Origin of the sequence: Paenibacillus sp. 37 (assembly GCF_008386395.1) — a bacterium.
GTDB classification, from domain to species: Bacteria; Bacillota; Bacilli; order Paenibacillales; family Paenibacillaceae; genus Paenibacillus; species Paenibacillus amylolyticus_B.
This window is the reverse complement of sequence record NZ_CP043761.1, coordinates 2,814,131-2,832,476: the sequence shown is the minus strand read 5'-3', so window position 1 is coordinate 2,832,476 and position 18,346 is coordinate 2,814,131. Positions and strand designations below refer to the sequence as shown.

Annotated in this window: 17 protein-coding genes; 5 read left to right on the top strand and 12 right to left on the bottom strand. The window is 46.6% G+C overall.

Annotation, left to right across the window (positions count from 1 at the left end):
- Window positions 1-3: 3 nt before the first annotated feature.
- Window positions 4-1,239 carry a multidrug effflux MFS transporter gene (locus F0220_RS12830; protein ID WP_105598375.1) on the bottom strand — a complete coding sequence of 412 codons (1,236 nt, stop codon included), beginning with the start codon at window positions 1,237-1,239 and terminating at the stop codon, window positions 4-6.
- A gap of 6 nt (window positions 1,240-1,245) precedes the next feature.
- Entirely contained in the window at window positions 1,246-1,989 is a 744-nt protein-coding gene (locus tag F0220_RS12825) for a GTP pyrophosphokinase (RefSeq protein ID WP_105598476.1), read from the bottom strand.
- Between the two features lie 245 nt (window positions 1,990-2,234).
- Between F0220_RS12825 and F0220_RS12820 the strand changes: the two genes are divergently transcribed.
- Window positions 2,235-3,113 (top strand): alpha/beta hydrolase family protein, encoded by an 879-nt coding sequence (locus tag F0220_RS12820; protein WP_105598475.1) that lies wholly within the window; start codon window positions 2,235-2,237, stop codon window positions 3,111-3,113.
- An 85-nt stretch (window positions 3,114-3,198) separates the two neighbouring features.
- Entirely contained in the window at window positions 3,199-3,918 is a 720-nt protein-coding gene (locus tag F0220_RS12815; protein WP_105598374.1) for a YoaK family protein, read from the top strand.
- A 109-nt stretch (window positions 3,919-4,027) separates the two neighbouring features.
- On the opposite strand, the gene F0220_RS12810 is transcribed toward F0220_RS12815, so the two are convergent.
- A complete protein-coding gene (locus F0220_RS12810; RefSeq protein ID WP_105598373.1) occupies window positions 4,028-4,924 on the bottom strand; it encodes a LysR family transcriptional regulator in 897 nt (298 codons plus the stop codon).
- Window positions 4,925-5,063: 139 nt separating this feature from the next.
- Here F0220_RS12810 and F0220_RS12805 point away from each other — a divergent pair, with 139 nt between their 5' ends.
- The 3 genes from F0220_RS12805 to F0220_RS12795 all read left to right on the top strand — a co-directional run bounded on the left by F0220_RS12805 (window position 5,064) and on the right by F0220_RS12795 (window position 7,520).
- Window positions 5,064-5,768, top strand: coding sequence for an O-methyltransferase (locus F0220_RS12805; protein ID WP_105598372.1), 705 nt, complete (start codon window positions 5,064-5,066; stop codon window positions 5,766-5,768).
- A gap of 77 nt (window positions 5,769-5,845) precedes the next feature.
- On the top strand, window positions 5,846-7,156 hold the full coding sequence (locus F0220_RS12800) for an MFS transporter (RefSeq protein WP_091016894.1): 1,311 nt from the start codon (window positions 5,846-5,848) through the stop codon (window positions 7,154-7,156).
- Window positions 7,157-7,217: 61 nt separating this feature from the next.
- Window positions 7,218-7,520 carry an AbrB family transcriptional regulator gene (locus F0220_RS12795; protein ID WP_223199985.1) on the top strand — a complete coding sequence of 101 codons (303 nt, stop codon included), beginning with the start codon at window positions 7,218-7,220 and terminating at the stop codon, window positions 7,518-7,520.
- An 85-nt stretch (window positions 7,521-7,605) separates the two neighbouring features.
- Here F0220_RS12795 and F0220_RS12790 read toward each other — a convergent pair whose 3' ends face one another.
- The 9 genes from F0220_RS12790 to F0220_RS12750 form a co-directional block, all read right to left on the bottom strand.
- Window positions 7,606-7,809, bottom strand: coding sequence for a hypothetical protein (locus tag F0220_RS12790; protein WP_017688872.1), 204 nt, complete (start codon window positions 7,807-7,809; stop codon window positions 7,606-7,608).
- A gap of 76 nt (window positions 7,810-7,885) precedes the next feature.
- On the bottom strand, window positions 7,886-8,164 hold the full coding sequence (locus F0220_RS12785; RefSeq protein WP_091016898.1) for a YkgJ family cysteine cluster protein: 279 nt from the start codon (window positions 8,162-8,164) through the stop codon (window positions 7,886-7,888).
- 77 nt (window positions 8,165-8,241) lie between these two features.
- Window positions 8,242-9,090 (bottom strand): chemotaxis protein, encoded by an 849-nt coding sequence (locus F0220_RS12780; protein ID WP_105598371.1) that lies wholly within the window; start codon window positions 9,088-9,090, stop codon window positions 8,242-8,244.
- 222 nt (window positions 9,091-9,312) lie between these two features.
- Window positions 9,313-11,331 (bottom strand): PTS system trehalose-specific EIIBC component, encoded by a 2,019-nt coding sequence (gene treP, locus F0220_RS12775; protein WP_149846562.1) that lies wholly within the window; start codon window positions 11,329-11,331, stop codon window positions 9,313-9,315.
- A 28-nt stretch (window positions 11,332-11,359) separates the two neighbouring features.
- The gene (gene treC, locus F0220_RS12770; RefSeq protein ID WP_091016903.1) at window positions 11,360-13,081 is read right to left on the bottom strand and encodes an alpha,alpha-phosphotrehalase; all 1,722 of its coding nucleotides are present in this window, start codon (window positions 13,079-13,081) and stop codon (window positions 11,360-11,362) included.
- 374 nt (window positions 13,082-13,455) lie between these two features.
- On the bottom strand, window positions 13,456-14,811 hold the full coding sequence (gene dctA / locus F0220_RS12765; RefSeq protein ID WP_105598369.1) for a C4-dicarboxylate transporter DctA: 1,356 nt from the start codon (window positions 14,809-14,811) through the stop codon (window positions 13,456-13,458).
- A 238-nt stretch (window positions 14,812-15,049) separates the two neighbouring features.
- On the bottom strand, window positions 15,050-15,742 hold the full coding sequence (locus F0220_RS12760; RefSeq protein ID WP_105598368.1) for a metal-dependent hydrolase: 693 nt from the start codon (window positions 15,740-15,742) through the stop codon (window positions 15,050-15,052).
- Window positions 15,743-15,840: 98 nt separating this feature from the next.
- Window positions 15,841-17,553: a glycoside hydrolase family 13 protein gene (locus tag F0220_RS12755; RefSeq protein ID WP_374954381.1), complete on the bottom strand. Its 1,713-nt coding sequence runs from the start codon at window positions 17,551-17,553 to the stop codon at window positions 15,841-15,843.
- 309 nt (window positions 17,554-17,862) lie between these two features.
- Window positions 17,863-18,321: a VanZ family protein gene (locus F0220_RS12750; RefSeq protein WP_105598366.1), complete on the bottom strand. Its 459-nt coding sequence runs from the start codon at window positions 18,319-18,321 to the stop codon at window positions 17,863-17,865.
- Between the last annotated feature and the right edge of the window lie 25 nt (window positions 18,322-18,346).

The window sequence follows — 18,346 nt, the reverse complement described above, 5'->3', positions numbered from 1 at the left end:
CATTTAACTCAACACTTGATCGTTCTGGCGCTTCCTGCCTCTACTGACCATTAGGAAGTAAATCACCAAGGCACCGAGATCAGCACACGCGATAACGATTCCCATTGGCACAGCTGTGCCTTCTCCCCCGAGACCTACGAGGGGAGCGACAATACCACCGAAGAGGAACGTCATCACACCAATAAGCGCAGACGCACTGCCTGCCGATTTCTCCTGATTGGCCATCGCCAAGGCGAAGGACGCGGTATTGACCAACCCAACACTGGATACCACCAGAAATAACGGAATCAGTACAGAGATTAGATTACCCTCAGCCAGAATGGCGATGAGCAGTGAAGTTCCTCCGAGCGCCGCGGTTAGCAGCCCCGCGATTAACAGCCGGGTTTCAGATACCTTACCTGCAAGTCTGCCGGCAACCTGACTGGCCAGAATAATACCAAGCCCGTTTATGGCAAAGCAAACACTGAATATTTGCGGCGATACCCCGTATATCTTCTGAAGCACAAACGGTGAACCGGATATGTAGGCAAACATGCCAGCGGCTACGAACCCCTGGGTTAACGCATAACCCATAAACTGACGATCCCCTGCGATTTGCCGAAACGTAATCAGGGTCTGTTTCAATCCCCCGCTTGATCTGCGGTTGGAGGGCAATGTCTCTCCAAGGCCGAAAATAACAGCCAACAGCGTCAGAATACCGATGAGGCTAAGCAAAATAAATACGCCGCGCCATGACGTATATGTCAACATTTGTCCACCAATGATCGGTGCAGCAATCGGGGCTACGCCGTTAATCAGCATCAACAGGGAGAAGAACCGTGTCAGTTCCGGGCCTGAATATACGTCTCTGACGATTGCGCGCGAGATGACAATCCCTGCTGCTCCAGCTACACCCTGAATGAACCGCAGCACAACAAAAGAGCCCATCGTCGGGCTGACCAGGCAAAGTATGGAGGCGATAGTATAGAGCACAAGTCCTGCAATGAGCGGTGTTCGCCGACCACGTACATCACTTAGAGGTCCGGCAAGCAACTGTCCAACCGCAAGTCCAATCATACACGCCGTCAGACTGAGTTGAGCATACGAAGTAGATGAACCAAACTCATCAGCCAGTGTAGGTAATGCGGGTAAATACATATCCAGGGACAACGGCCCGAAGGCCGACAACGTCCCCAGAATTAAAGCCATCCGTACACGGGATGTGGAATTCGTGTTCAATGAAGCCATTGTACTTTTCATCGAGTACTACTCCCCGCTACCCAGTAGCTTGAGCAGGTTGGACGGCAGTGTGAACTGTTGATTGTTAATAATAATACGGCGTAACTCTTCTTCATCTCGCTCGTTATCGGCGTCCTTAATCTCCTGAATTTCCCGGTGAAGTCGCTCCATCTGTTGATCCAGTGCATTTGCCGAATCTGCCGCACTTTTCAGTTCCTTGGTCAAATGCTCGGGAACATCCTTATTGTATTTATAAAAAATCTTATGCTCGAGACTCGCCCAGAAATCCATCGCGATTGTACGGATCTGGATCTCCACACATGCTCGTTCCTCACCATTGGACATGTACACAGGCACTTCCACCAGAAGATGAAGGCTTTGGTAGCCGTTTGGCTTTGGATTCTCGATGTAGTCTTTGACCTCCAGTACACGCAGATCACTCTGGTTGCACAGCATATCCTTAATGCGATAGATATCCGAGATAAAGGAACATGTAATCCGTACCCCGGCGATATCCTTGATATTTTGCTTGATGCTCTCAAATGTTAACTCATGATTTTTGCGGAACATCTTGTTCATAATGCTCTCAGGAGATTTCAGTCTGGACTTTGTATGCTCAATTGGACTGTAATCATGCAGAGACTGGAATTCTTCCTTCAGGACTTCAATCTTGGTCTCCATTTGATCCAGAGCAAATTTATAGATCATCATAAATCTGGTAATTTCATATTTGAATTTCTTGAATTGATCGATTGGATGTGGAGCGTTCATCATGGCTTTCTCCCTTTCTTTCTGCACACTAAAATTAGTTTTATGAATATGAGAACAAGCGGTCAATCCACATGTCTCCTGAACCATTATAAATCATATGGAGCCAATAAACGAATTTCTCACATTTGGGCTGGGGATCCAGCGTGGAAGGTATGGGAACTTATTTTACGTGCATCCTATAGAAACATCCCTGTCATTTGGCCTGTTATTACCGATGAAAGAGGTTGATTTTCCTGCTCTATCAAGTGACGTATTCATCCGATACACTTCGGGTTAAAGCTTATTTATACCTGCCACAAGGTTGTTCATTACCTGATATCACGACATATGAAACTTCTCATTTCGGCTCTGTCTCCTCTGCCTTTCCGAAATTCGCTTCCATACATACATCTCTACATTTGCAACCACTCGCCAGCCACTACCCTTATGCAACAATGCATGATACGGATAATATACCGGAACAATGGCCTGTGCTGATCTATTGTCGCGGCGGACTTGGCAGCTATGGCGGGGTAAATACCGTTTGGCTTGAGCAATTTGTACATAAAGGTTATATCGTGTTCGCCCCATCCTATCGTGGCAACGAAGGTGGTGAAGGCCGTGACGAGTATGGCGGGAAAGATGTCGAAGATGTGCATGCCGCATACCGGTTGATGCAGCGTTTACCTTTTGTCGACCGGACACGGATATCGTTAATGGGGTTCTCACGTGGGGCCATTAATGCTGTACATACCGCAACTGCCTATAATGAGGGACCGGACAAAGTACATAAGTTAGTTCTTTGGAGCGGTGTCGCCGATGTGGAACGCACTTACCATGAGCGAACCGACCTGAGGCGCACATTGAAGCGGGTATTAGGTGGTTCCCCTCGCACAGCTCCGGAAGCTTATCTCGCCCGTTCTCCCTTATCCAAAGCGAACAAACTATCTTGTCCGGTGCTGATCATGCATGGTACATCAGATACACAGGTGAACTATAGCCATGGAACCCGAATGTATCACTGGCTTAAGCGCCGAGGTGCGGATGTCACATTTCACGCTTATGGCGGGCAGGATCATCATTTTCACGAGAAAATACATGAGTCAGCAGTGAACAATATGTTTGATTGGCTCGCTGCACCTTAAATCTTGCACTATGAATTCATTTTGAAGAAGCATGGGTTATGGCTGTATACTAGAGGGGCTACGTTTTTTTGAAAGGACGGATAGGATGAATCAAAGCACCCTCCAAAAATACGCCATGCTGCTTCTCTGTATGTCTGCCGGAATGGTGGATCTGATCGGATATCTGGGACTGGGGCATGTGCTCACAGCCAATATGACGGGAAATATTGTTTTGTTGGGTATTGCCATTGCCCGTGCTCAGGAATTTGTTGTAATTCGGTCATTGCTTGCTCTCATTGGTTTTATTGCCGGCAATGCCATTGCAGCACATATGGTTGGACATGTGCAGACCAAAAATGGCTGGTCCTCCAAGGTCACAGCCGTATTTACTGTTGAAAGCATATTGCTCCTGCTGTTCGCCATCGCCATGATTAGTCCATTTTCAGAACAACTGTCTTATCTGTTAATTGTCATCCTAGCCGTTGCAATGGGGATGCAAACAACTGCGGCACGCCGCATTGGCATTGCTGGTATCTCAACAACTGTGCTCACCAATAATTTGGCCGCTGTGGTTGAGGATACCGTAAGCATCCTCAAAAAGCTGCGACATGCCAATATCCGATCGTTAGCCAAAGCCTTGTCCACAGACTCCTACCTTCGTGCAGGTGCTGTTGTCATCTATTTGATCGGCGTCATTGCAGCCGCATTGTTATTCCACCGTGTGCCCATGATTGCAGTCTGGATTCCTGTCCTGATCATTGGCGGCGTAACCCTATACGCCCGATTACATGCATGGGGAACTTCACAACAAAGCAAAAGTGAATAGTTAAATAAGCAACCCATTCATTTTCAAGAGGCTGTGCAAATATCCGCTTTAGTATACTGAAAACTGGTCTTTTTGAACACATATTTTAAGTTAAGTACAATCACGCTATTTATTTCATCAAAGACGCCTCTTGGCGGATAAGCTTGACAAGATGCTGTGCAGCAGGTGATAATACCTCCCCGGCTCGTGTACATACAGCAACCGTATTTCTCAGCCGCACACCTCGAACAAACACACGTGCCAGCCTGCCTTGCTGCACATCTTCGTTCACAACCAAAGAAGATATAAAGTTGGCCCCATAACCTGCCTTCACCGCACTGATCGTTTCGTTCAGCCCGTTGAACTGAAGCGCAATGCGGGGAGGGGCCAGGTTATTTGTAGTGCAAAGGGAGACGAGTCTCTCACGCGTGGCACTGCCTTCTTCGCGCATGATGAACGGTTCTGCCATCATCTCATGCAGCTCGATTTCTTTTCCCGCATACGAATGGTCAGGGTGCACAACAAACCACATCTCATCGTCAAACAATTCATCCCATTGGACACCCGCATGTGTAATGCCGCTTCCACCATACACTGCAATCTCTGCCTCATAACGAAGCAACTGGTCAAAGGCCATCCGGGTGTTGGTTGTGCTCACAACAATCTCCACATCCTCGTGCATTTGCTTAAACCGCGCAATCCAGCCAGGCAACAGAAAATTCGAAGGCAAGTAGGTTGCCGTAAGACGGATCAGTCCTTTTTTGCCCTCCCGAAAATCCTGCACAAAATTCTCGACATCCTGCTCCAGCATGAACAGACGTTCCGCATATCCTGTTAACTGTATCCCCGCATCCGTAAGCACCAGTCTTCTTCCCTCCGAAACAAAAAGCTGGATTCCTAATTCACGTTCAAATTTCTTCACCTGAGAAGATACCGCAGGCTGACTAATATTTAGTTCCTCTGCGGCACGAGTGACCCCGCCATATCTCACAATGGCATGAAATAATCGTAATCCATGCAGATTCATGTGTTACACCTCTTCCACGTCAAATACATAATCTGAAGTTATATTATCATACATAATATATATTTTATTTATACATCTACTCCATTTATAGTTGAAATATGAAATCCAATACAAGGAACAAGGAAAGGAACATGTGAAGATGAAAAATATAAATACGACCGAACTACAGCATACCTGGACTCAAGTTGACGACTACATGAATAATCTGCTGGTACCATCAGATTCCCTGCTGAAATATACACTGCAAAGCAATGCCGAAGCTGGACTCCCTGCTCATGACGTAACACCAAATCAAGGAAAGCTGCTTCAGCTCCTGCTGCAAATCCAAGGTGCATCCCGTGTACTTGAAATCGGCACATTGGGTGGATACAGTACCATCTGGATGGCAAGAGCGCTGCCTGAACACGGACGCATCGTCTCACTGGAATCCGAATCACACCATGCAGACTTGGCCCGAGCCAATCTCACACGAGCAGGACTGATGCACATGGTTGACCTGAGAGTTGGTCCTGCCCTAACCACCCTTCCCGATGTTCAGGAAGAATACAGGGAACCGTTTGATATGATCTTCATCGATGCTGACAAACCGAGTAATCCCGATTATCTGAGATGGGCCCTGCGACTGACTCGGCCGGGAAGTCTTATTATTGGTGATAATATCGTCAGGGACGGTGAAGTGATCCGCACAGACAGCACAGACCCTAGAGTTCAAGGTGTTCGATCATTCCTGCAGTTGATCGCGGATCACCCTCGGCTTGAAGCTACAGCACTGCAAACCGTCGGTAGCAAAGGTTACGATGGATTCGTCATTGCTCGTGTGATTGATGCCCCTGAACCAAAATAAACAGTGGTCAATTCTTCCGCAAATTCCCCTTTCCTGTTAAACTGGAATCACTGCACAGGCAGACTGGGGGGAACCACTTGAGAGTTTTACAACATATTAATGATGAAATTCGCGGCTGGTCCCGCAATATTCAACTGTTTTTCCTGGCTAGCATTCTGTATCAGATCGGAAATGGTATGTTCTCTGTCTTGTACAATCTGTACATTCAGGGTCTGGGCTATAATGATACAATGAACGGCCAGATTGTAAGTATTCAATCACTCGCAACAGCCATTATGTTTGTTCCTATCGGTCTATGCGGTGATCTGTTCAGCCGCAAGCGATTACTCATTACCGGGGCATTATTCAGCGGAATCTTTCTAATCGGACGCTCCTTCGATTATTCAGCTACAGGACTGATTTGGTTCGCGGTATTTTCTGGCCTTTTCGCTGGGGTATTCCAAGTATTGGCCATTCCTTATCTGGCGGAAAACGTCAAAAAAAGCCAGCGGTTGAAGATGTTCAGTTATTATTCATCCCTTGTGCTCGCTTCCCAGGTTCTTGGTAGCCTGGGTGGCGGCGTATTTGCAGATTTGTTACATACGGCAGGACTCGCCAAAGTGACCGGATTACAGACGGTTTTATTTGTCGGTGGTGCAGCAACACTGGCTGCGTTTATTCCACTGTTATTTGTAACCGAAGGCAAGGCTGCTCCGCAGACAACTATTCCGGCACAATCAGATCTTCAACCCAATACAAATCTAAAAGAAAGTTTGACGAATACCGCCAACACGAATGATTCGATCACCAAGAAAAAAGATTCCCGACTGATTGGTCAGTTTATAGTGACTCAGTTGTTAATTGGATTAGGTTCCGGACTGGTTGTACCGTATTTGAATCTGTATTTCACCAATCGGTTCTCGGTTTCTCTGAGCGGCATGAGCTTACTGATTGCACTTGGTCAGATTATGACGATTGTATCCATGCTGATTGGTCCTACCCTGGCAGCAAAGGTCGGAAGCGTAAGAGCCGTTGTCATTTTCCAGGTCATGTCGCTGCCCTTCCTTCTATTAACAGGCTTCACCAATCTGTTGTTCATTGCTTCGCTCAGTTTCTTGTTCAGACAAGCATTGATGAACGCAGCCAATCCCATTCATTCAGCCATACTGGTGGATCGGATCTCGGACAAACGCCGCGGCATTGCCAATTCACTGATGCAGACCTCGTTCATGATTGGTTGGGCGACCATGGGACCTGTTCAATCCTATTTGGTCACCACATATGGAACGTACTGGGGTTACGCGATCACTTTCAGCATCACAGGCTGTCTATACGTTATTTCATCACTGATGTACTTTGTAATGTTCAGAGAACCCAAACCTTCCGCTAGGGCTCTCGCAGGATCTTAATGAGTTGAACAGTAGCAGTCTGGTTGTTCCACAGATAACGCAACGTATCTCATCACCAGGAGTGGTCCCACATGAACATGAATCCTTCATTAAATCTGAAAGCATACCTGAATCTCTTGACGTAGCAACGTGGGATACCCTTTTCCCCGAGATTCTTCTCTATTCTCCGCTCTGTATAGCGGGTGCATGGGTTGCACGCAAACTCCGATTTCCGACGGCCTTTATGCTGGGTCCCATGATTGTCATATGTGTCGTTCAATTAAGCACAACGATGCACACACCCAGCCTGCCAGCCTCCCTCTTAAACGTGATGAGTATGATCATATTCCTGCCTGATTCCATGCCAAAGAGAGTATCCATTTGATGTCATATCCTGCGGATACTCTCTTTTATTTGTACAGACTCATCTTCAGCATTTGGCCTCATTCAATTTTAAGTATAATGACTACTTATGAATAAATTCGGTTGTACATCCAGCCTACAATGCCCACCGTAACCACTGTTGCCCCAATAATGAATGCATAATAGCCAATCTTACTTTTGGACTCCGAAGTCTGATGATCATAATAATCCGAGTTACGTCGGTAAAAGCCCATCCATAACTCTCCGATCATATTCACAACAACCAATACAAAACGTTTAACAAGCCCCATTATATTCGCATCTCCTCTCTAGATCGACCATCTTCCATATTAAGTATAAATATCCTAATTAATTAAAACAAGTCACTTAAACTACTTTCGGCGCAATCACGGTCGGTGCAGTTTCTTGCTCCAACCAGGTTAGAATATCAAATGCTTCCTGATCGTTGCTACCACACATCTCTTCCTCAGCTTGCAATCCACTGCATACCGCAGGACGATCTTTTTGGCCAAAAATTCCGCAGCGATTATCATTCGTAAGCTGCACACAACGTACACCTGCCGGCTTGCCATGAGCCATGCCCGGTATCGGTGATGATATGGAAATCGCGATACAACATGCGGCACAGCCTGTCCTGCATTCCATACATACCCTCCTAATTTCAATACACTTATAATACATGTTCAAAAAGACCGGTTTTCAGTTTTTGAACTACCTCTTAATTATGAGCGATTTATCCAGGTCCAGGTTCGAGCAAGTCCCTGAGCCATTCTCCGATTCAGGCTTCGATTCGAAAAATACCCCCCATGACTTAGCGGATTCCAACTCATCGCCACGCCGCCAGAGTTCACTTCAATGTCTTCTTTAACCGCTTTCTCATAAGCGGGATCAATGGGGCGTAATGGATAACCCAGAATATCATCCCGATCGTAGAAGTTCACCCATTCCCCTTCCAGCCCGGCATAATAGTGATTCACATGGGAAGAGGGCACCTGAATTGGGCAACTAAAGTCATGGTAACGCAAACTCCATAAGGGCAGGGTTGTACCAAACGAGTAAAAATTGGTCAGGGTGTCGCCCCGCTCCAAAGCCGAGTTCACATCCACAACTTCAGGAACACGACTGGACGGATATTGCAGATCGTAGAAGAAGTTACTGGCAATTACGGCACCCAAACTATGGGCAACCACACAGAGCGGAGCTTCGGGTCCGTTACGCTGTGCAAGGGTATGCATCGCCTGATTCAACGTTCGATGTACGGCATCATAGTTATGGCCTTGATTTTCCACAGGTTGATAAGCAACCGCATCAGCCAGGTAATGGATGACAAATCGGCGCAACGCCTGAAAGTTCAATCCCGGAGAGCTGACGAGCTGTTGAAAGAGTGCCTCTTCCCGCTCCTCAAATACATCCGCCCAATATACAGGTTCGATATCCACCATCTGTTTAGAGGCTCCAGGCAAGACCATCACCTTGTCCAATTCCTTATGCAAACAAGCAATCAGCTTGTCCGCGTACCCATCCTTCCGCATACCCAGCCCATGAATGACCATCACCGCAATACGTGTCATGGCTCTCCTCCTCATCGATCTAGGAACTCTTTCTCCACCATATGAACTCCACGACTCGAACATGCCTGAAGCTTGCTTTGTTAGAACCTTTCCAACCACCATTATTTTAAAAATGTGATTCTGCCATTTTATATACAGTTTACCATGATCGTCATGAAAATAACGATCATACAGCAAAAAGGAGCTGCGCATCATGCAGCCCCTTCTTGTTGTTGTATTCAATTAACCTTTCAGATGAACCTTCAACACACCATTTTGATTAGATGTAACATCACCTGTGGTGACTTCCACCCGTTCAACCATATCTTGACCATCTGGAATGATAATCGGTGTAATCAGCGGGTATCCCGCATCTTCAATGACCTTACGATCAAACTCCAACAGTTTTTGTCCAGCCTTTACATGCTCGCCAGTTTCCACATGCATGTTGAAGCCTTCACCCTTGAGGGATACTGTATTAATCCCGACATGGATCAGAACTTGTAATCCACTTGCGTGTTCAAGAATCACCGCATGTTTACTTTTGATCACATGAGCTACCTGAGCATCAAACGGGGCAACAACAACGTTGCCGGAAGGTTCAATCGCTACACCTTCACCCATCTGTTTCTCGGCAAAAGCCGGATCTGGTACTTGCTCCAGTGATACGGCCTGACCTGTTAATGGCGCCATGATTTCCAGCGTATTCACTGCTTCGTCCCCTACTTGAGCTGCACTACGTGTGCGCTGGTTTGGATCTGTTTTTGTAGTTGAAGAGGTAACACCCGAAGCGGACTGCGATGTAGCCGCTTTAGGCTCAGCAACGGTTTCATTACTTTCATTACGATCTTCTTTTCTCAGTTTGGCTCTGCCAAAAAGGACGGTCAGTACAAATGGTACAACCAAGACGATCGCCATGCCGATGAAGAAGACGCCCCACTTGTTAGGGAAAATCGACAGGAATCCCGGTACGCCACCTACACCGATGGAGGTTGCCTGAACATTATTCATCGTCAGCAACACACCACCAATCGCGGAACCGATCATACCAAAGATAAACGGATAACGGTAACGGATGTTAACACCAAAGATCGCCGGCTCGGTTACACCGAGGAAGGCCGACACCGAGGACGTTGCTGCAAGTCCTCTCATTTTCTTCTCACGCAGGACAAGCATCATCGCAAGTGCCGCCGAACCCTGTGCGATGTTGGACAATGCCAGCATCGGCCACAGGAACGTACCGCCCTGACTACCAATGAGCTGAACATCCACCGCGAGGAACGTGTGATGCATACCGGTGATAACGAGCAAAGCGTATAGACCACCGTAGATCAGACCACCCAGCGCCGCGTAGGAATCGTATACATAGATCAGGCCTGAAGTGATTGCATTTGCAATAGCAAATGTAACCGGTCCAATAATCGTAAATGCAAGGAATCCGGTAATCAGCAACGTGACTGGTGCAACGACCAGCAGTTTAATTGAATCATGTACCCTTTTATTCAGGAAAATTTCCATCTTCGCAAGCAGATAGGCCGATACCAGTACCGGCAGAACCTGCCCTTGATAACCGATCTTCTCAATCTCCCAACCAAACAAATTCCATGTTGGCACTGTACCTTCATTTACGGCATCAGCATAACCATATGCACTCAGCAGATCGGGATGTACCAGAATGAGACCAAGCACGATCCCGAGCAGCGGACTGCCGCCGAACCTTTTTACAGCTGCCCAACCGATTAGAGCCGGCAGGAACGTGAAAGCTGTACTTGCGATCGTATTAATAATGGACGCAAGATCCTTCCAGGCTGGATAAACATCCACCAGTGATTTTCCTTCAAAGAAAATGCCTGGACCTGTCAGAATATTGTTAATCCCGAGCAAAAGTCCTGCCGTAATGATTGCTGGCAAGATTGGAATGAAAATATCCGAGAGTGTTTTAATCGCTCGCTGAATTGGATTTTGCTTTTTACCAGCGACCGCTTTCACATCATCCTTGGAAGAACGATCTCCCCCGGTAATCTGAATCATCTCATCATAGACCTTATCCACCAGACCAGGTCCAATAACGACCTGGAATTGTCCCTGGGAAGAGAACTGTCCTTTAACCAGATCATTCTGATCCAGACTTTCAGTATCCACTTTACTCTCATCATACAGGGCAAACCGGAGTCGTGTAACACAGTGTGTAGCAGCTTCAATATTCTCTTTGCCACCGACTGCCCGGACGATCTCCTCAACCTGTTTTTTATCAATTGCCATAGTGTCACTTCCTATTTATAAAATGTGATTAGTCCTGTTGTGGCACAAGCCACATATAGGATGCATACGGACTGAGAGAGATTTCCTGCGTCAGCGCAGGGTCCGCCTCTGTATTACCAATGAGTAATTCAGCTGATTTGCCTGCAATGTGATCATTCCAGACCGCTTCCGGCAGCGAGAACGTAACGTCTCGTTTACTGAAGTTGGATACAACAATCAGGGTTTCACTTCCATTGGTCCGTGCGTACGCGAATACATCCGGGTGTGCATCGTCCAATCGTTCATACAGACCGTCGATCAGCACGTTAAACTGTTTACGCAGGGCAATCAATTTGCGGTAGTGGTAGTAGATCGAATCTGGATCAGCCAGCTGCTGTTCCACGTGAATCGAAGGATACCGCTCATCCACCTTCAGCCAAGGTGTTCCGGTAGTAAATCCGGCGTTCTTACTTCCATTCCACTGCATCGGTGTGCGGGAGTTGTCCCGGGAACGCTCCTTCACGATTTGGAATGCTTCTTCAGCGGATTTGCCTCGTTCTTCCTGAAGCAGGCGGTACATGTTCGTCGATTCGATATCACGGAACTCGCTAACGTCATTCCAGACCGGATTCGGCATGCCGATCTCCTCTCCCTGGTAGACATAAGGTGTACCTTGCATTCCGTGTATCGTTGTTGCAAGCATCTTGGCACTCTCGGCACGATAGTCACCATCATCAGCAAATCGGGACAGTGCTCGTGGCTGATCATGGTTATTCAGGAACAGCGCGTTCCAGCCTCCACCGGCCTGCATGCCTGTCTGCCACTCACTGAAGAGCTGTTTCATCGCTTCAAAATCATACGGCATCAGTTCCCACTTCTGACCATTCGGATAATCCACTTTCAGGTGATGGAAGTTAAACGTCATTGAAAACTCCCGGGAAGCCGGGTTCGAATATTGGATACAATGTTCCAGTGTTGTGGAAGACATTTCCCCTACCGTCACCATGTTGTAAGGCCCGAATACTTCATCGTACATCTCGGTGATGTACTCATGCACACGCGGTCCATCCGTGTAGTATTTGCGTCCATCACCCGGTGACACGCTGCCATCATCATCAGGGAAACGCTGATCTTTGGAGATCAGGTTAATCACGTCCATACGGAAACCATCCACACCTTTTTCGGCCCAGAACTTGATCATATCCCGTACAGCTTTGCGTACTTCTTCATTCTCCCAATTCAGATCTGCCTGCGTTTTATCAAATAAAGTCAGGAAATATTGTCCCGTCTGTTCATCGAACTGCCAAGCAGGTCCACCGAACTTGGATTGCCAGTTGTTCGGCACACCACCATCCGGGGCAGGATCTTTCCAAATATAATAATCCCGATACGGATTATCCTTGGAAGAACGGGATTGTTGGAACCACTCATGATCGGTCGAGGAGTGATTCACCACGATATCAATCATGAGTTTCATATCACGAGCCTTCAGACCTTTCAACAGTTCGTCAAAATCCTCCATCGTCCCATAATCCGGATTAATCCGGTAATAGTCCGCTACGTCATATCCATTATCATGCTGCGGGGATACATATACCGGCTGCAACCACACAATATCGATACCCAGATGCTGCAAATAATCAAGCTTCTCGGTTAATCCACGAATATCTCCAGTACCCGATCCAGTTGTATCATTAAAACTCTTCGGATATACCTGATACACCGTTGATGTCTTCCACCAAGATGACGGAGTTGTGTTATTAGAACTCATGTTAACGCCTCCAATAAATTGTAATGCTCTTATGTGATGTTCTCGGCTAACTTCATATCTATATTACATAAGTAAACATGTATATACAAGTTGAAACTATAATATGTATATTCTTCGCCTCTTCTACACATTCCCCATAAATCTTTCCTCTGTAACATTTATTTTGGAACCAGCGTTCGTGAACCCAATGATATCTGTATTGAGACAACAAGAAACCGTCTGTTCTTCCCACCATTGGTGCGGGCAACAGACGGTCTAACTTGGTTGAACTTGGTTGAACTTTTTAAATGTATTCTACTGTTTTTTACTGTTGTAATGGATTGTTATTATAAAGTTGTTGTCTTGACTTAATCACCACAGCGGAGCCACGCCTCTTACGACATCTCCGGTGAAACTACGGCTTTCCCTTGTTTTTCCTGCATATTCAACTTCAATAAAGATAGTGCAGCTTGCTCTTCCCTTTCCAGTTCAGCAACACTGATCTCACCAGAGAGTACGGCACGCATTCGCTTCTGATCCAGCAGACCTTCCCATTTTGCCACCACAAATGCTGCGACACAGTTGCCCATCAGGTTGGTGAATACACGCATTGTATCCATGAATCGATCTGCACCAAGCAGTAGAGCAACCGCTGCTACCGGAAAAGCATTGACAGCCACTGCCGTTGCAGACAGGGCCAAGAATGCGGAGCCAGGTACTCCTGCCATGCCTTTGGAGCTTAACATTAGCACCAGCAGAATCGTAATCTGCTGCATCAAGGTCAATTCAATCCCTACGGCTTGAGCAACAAATACCGTTGCCAATGATAAATAGATTGAAGCGCCATCCAGATTGAACGAGTACCCCGTCGGCACCACAAGACCCACAACCGCACGATCGCATCCCGCCTTGGTTAGTTTGTCCATCATGCGTGGCATCACCACTTCCGATGATCCGGTTCCAATCGCCAGCATCACTTCAGAACGGGTATATTTCACAAATTGCAGGAAATTTAGCCCGGTAATCCACCAGGCAGCCAATGCCAGCATGACCAGAAACAGCAGTGCTGCGCCATAACAGGCCAGAATTAGCAGACCAAAGGATGATAATGTGGAAGCCCCATAGGCACCAACCGTATAGGCCATGGCTCCAAATGCACCAATCGGTGCTAGTTTCATGATATAACCAATGATGCGGAACACAATTCCGAGCAGGTTCTCAATCAGCGTCAGTACATTCTCTTTTGCCTTACTCTCGGTTGCTGCCAGTGCAACCCCGAACAGGCATGCCACGAGCAATACTTGCAGTAGTGCATTTTGTGCAAAGGCATCTACAATACTTGTCGGAATAATATTCATGATAAAGTCTACCGTATGCGGTAACTCGGAACCATTGGTTTTTGCTTCAATGCCGCTTGCGTCTATGGTTGAAGGGTCCACGTTCATTCCGGCACCGGGGCGAAGCAGATTGGCTGTTCCCAGTCCAAGTACCAGCGCCACTGTAGTTGCAATCTCGAACCACACGATAGCTTTCAGCCCGATGCGACCTACCGACTTCAGATCACCGATCTTGGCAATGCCTGTTACAATCACCATGAAAATCAGTGGTGCGATGATCATCTTAATCAATTTGATGAAACCTGTTCCGAGCGGTTGCAGCAAGCTACCCAGATCCGGCCACAGAATGCCAACGCCAATCCCGATGATTACCGCTACAATAATTTGAAAAAATAATGATTTCATAAATGACATGAACGCTCCCCCTGTTTGCGGTCAATTCGGATTTCCGTTTGGTTTCCGTGTAACTTTTTATATCATTCTAAACGAGAGTTCAACAATGGAATTTCAATGTTTTTGTCATTTGTACCAACTCTATCGGTGAAAATTGAACCTGGAACCGAAAAAAGACGAATATCACGTCAGTTATCTTGACGTGATATTCGTCTTTATCCCTAAATCCATTTTTTATTGAACAGGGGTTAAATGTGCATCATAGGGTAATAGATTCTCCCGGGGCCAGCACACGTCCTTCCAACCCTCTTGCAGCCAGTTGTTGCACGAAGTGTTCCGCATCCTGACGAATCACCGGGAATGTATCATAATGAACCGGAATGGTCAGTTTGGCATTAAACCATTCGGCCGCTTGCAGCGCATCCTCAGGTCCCATGGTGAAATGTCCACCAATCGGCAAGAAGGCAACATCGATATCATGACGATCACCGATCATTTTCATATCCCCGAAGAGACTTGTGTCTCCGGCATGCAAAATCGTTTTACCACCAATAGTAATGATATATCCAGCAGGCAACCCTGCATACATGATCCGTTGTTCTTCTTCGAGCACAATCCCGGAAGTATGGAACGCCTGAATCATTTTGGCTTGAGCGAAATCAAGATCTACCGTTCCGCCCATGTTCATGCCAAGTGTATCCAGACCCTTCCAAGACATATATGTAGCCAATTCCACAATAGCGACAACTTTGGCGTTATTCGCTTTGGCAATAGGCTCAGCATCGAGGATGTGATCCATATGTGCATGTGTCAGCAACACAACATCGGTCTTAATATCTTCAGGCTTCGTGACGGCAAGCTCGTTGCCACGCAGGAAGGGATCAATGATCAGAGACTTTTCTTCTGTGCTCAGCTGTACACTGGAGTGACCGTGGAACGTAATATTCAACAACTTGGATTCCTCCCGACATATGTTTTGATTATTTTGAAAACCACTATTTATTATAAATCATACCTCATCACCAACGCAAAATCATGCTAGCCTCCGTCTCACCGCTGCTTACGATATACTCTTGCTTCATACGGCTGAAGCTGAATCGCACCTTCATCGGTAGAATATCGTCTGCTTACATTGCTGATGATCAGCTTGACATGCTCGGAATTCCAGCCTTCCGGCCAGTGCATCTCAGGCTCATGCCCACGGAAATTCAGAATGACCAACATCTGCTCATCATCCAGCGTTCGTGTATAGGCATAGATATCCGGATCATCCGGCAGCAGTAGTTCATACGCGCCATAGATAAGCACTTTATGTTGTTTGCGAAGCGCAATCAGCTTCCTGTAATAATGCAAAATGGATTGCGGATCACTTTCTGCATCAGCTACATTAATCTCGGGATAATTATCATTCACCTGTATCCAAGGCTGACCTTGGGTAAATCCAGCGTGTTCCGTATCATCCCATTGCATCGGCGTGCGGGCATTATCGCGACTCTTCAACCAAATCGCCTGCATGACTTCATGCTTCGACTTACCTTGACCAATGTAATGATTATAATAATTTTTCGTCTCAATATCCCGATATTGCTCGATATCCGGGAAAGCGACATTGGTCATGCCGATCTCTTCTCCCTGATAGATGTAGGGTGTTCCTTCAAGTGTAAGCATCCACGTCGCCAGCATCTGAGCAGAACGCACCCGATATTTACCATCATCACCAAAACGGGAAACCGGGCGTGGCTGATCATGGTTACCCATATAATTGGCGTTCCAACCTCTACCATGCAAAACCGTTTGCCACCGGCTCATGATTTCTTTGAGATCGGTCAATTTCCATTCCTTATAGTTCCACTTACCGATTCCGGAAGATTTGGCATCGATGAACATATGCTCAAACTGGAATACCATATTAAGCTCGTCACGATCCGTCCCGACATAAGCCAAGGCCTGTTCAGGCCCAAGTCCCGAAGTCTCGCCAACCGTCATGGGCCCGTAAGGTTTCAGGATCATGTTATTCAGTTTCTTCAGGATGGAATGTACCTGTTCCAAGTTGGAAAAGAGCTGATACGCTGGAACTACCGGCAGATTATCCGGATTGTGTGCACTTGGCAGACCCTCTGCCTTGGCAATATGCGCTACTGCATCGAAACGGAATCCGTCTACCCCTTTTTCCAGCCACCAATGCACCATCTCATACATCTCTTCTGCCATCTGTGCATTGTTCCAGTTGAGATCGGGTTGCTGTTCCGAATACAGATGTAGATAATATTCATTTGTCTCGGGATCATGCTTCCACACCGAACCCCCAAAATAGGACTCCCAATTATTCGGCACCTGCCCATTTTTGCCTGAACGCCAAATATAATAATCCCGTTTCGGATTCATCTTTGATGAACGCGATTCAGCAAACCACGCATGTTCATCCGACGTATGATTCAGCACCAGGTCCATCATGATCTTGAGACCACGCTTGTGGGCCTCTGCCAATAATCGATCAAAATCCTCCATCGTGCCATACTTGCGTAAAATGCCGTAGTAATCCCGGATATCATATCCGTTATCATGTCCTGGTGAATCATAAATGGGACAGAGCCAAATCACATCTACGCCCAAATTCTCCAAATAATCGAGCTTCTCATAGATTCCCTGCAAGTCGCCATATCCATCCCCGTCCGAATCTTTAAAGCTGCTCGGGTAAATCTGGTATACCACACTCTCTTTCCACCAAACGATATCGCCCACCTCGCTCTCATCTTTATCCAATATATAAATTGAACTAAAGCATATTTATACTGGATACTCCGATGACAGAATAACCTTCCGACCGCTGTTATCCCCAGATTTTATGAATTCCCCTTATAAGGGGAAAATCCGGGTATAAAGGCGAACGCTGATTGCTTCTTCAGGTTATTTCTGTCCTCTCCGTTTCGTGTAAATGTTTAGTTCAATTTATATATAATCTCTGTTCACTATATTAAGCCGTTAATATGTTTTATCCGAAATGATTCCCTTGTAAACATTAGAAAGGGTTCTTATGCAAAAAAGACCCGGTCATGGACCGCGATCTGCGGTTCAATTCCGAGTCCTTTTTTGTGAACATAAGACTAACTTATATCCGGCGTAACCTATCCAGGCACCGATCATGTTCAGAATAATGTCATCCACATCAAACGAACCTACACGTGTAATCAATTGTGTGACCTCGACCCCCAGCAGAAGCAAAACAACTGTAGATGTAAATGTCAGGAATGTGCGGCACCTCCGAAACAACCATGGGATCCAGATGCCCAGCGGAATGAACAATACGATATTTCCAAACAAATTTTTGACCCAGGTATCTGTATTGTACCTCTCCCTCTCCATAAGAAGTGGACGAATCGTCTCGAAGGGTACGAGATTATATTGATAATACATGCTAGGTGTTCGTCCACTGACAAACAGTAAAATGCCCATAATCAGTATATAGAGCGCTGCCATGCAAGCAACAATGGTCAGCATCCACTTGGAGTGGAGCCACGACTTTTCGCTCATCCATCCGTCCTCCGACCTTGATTTC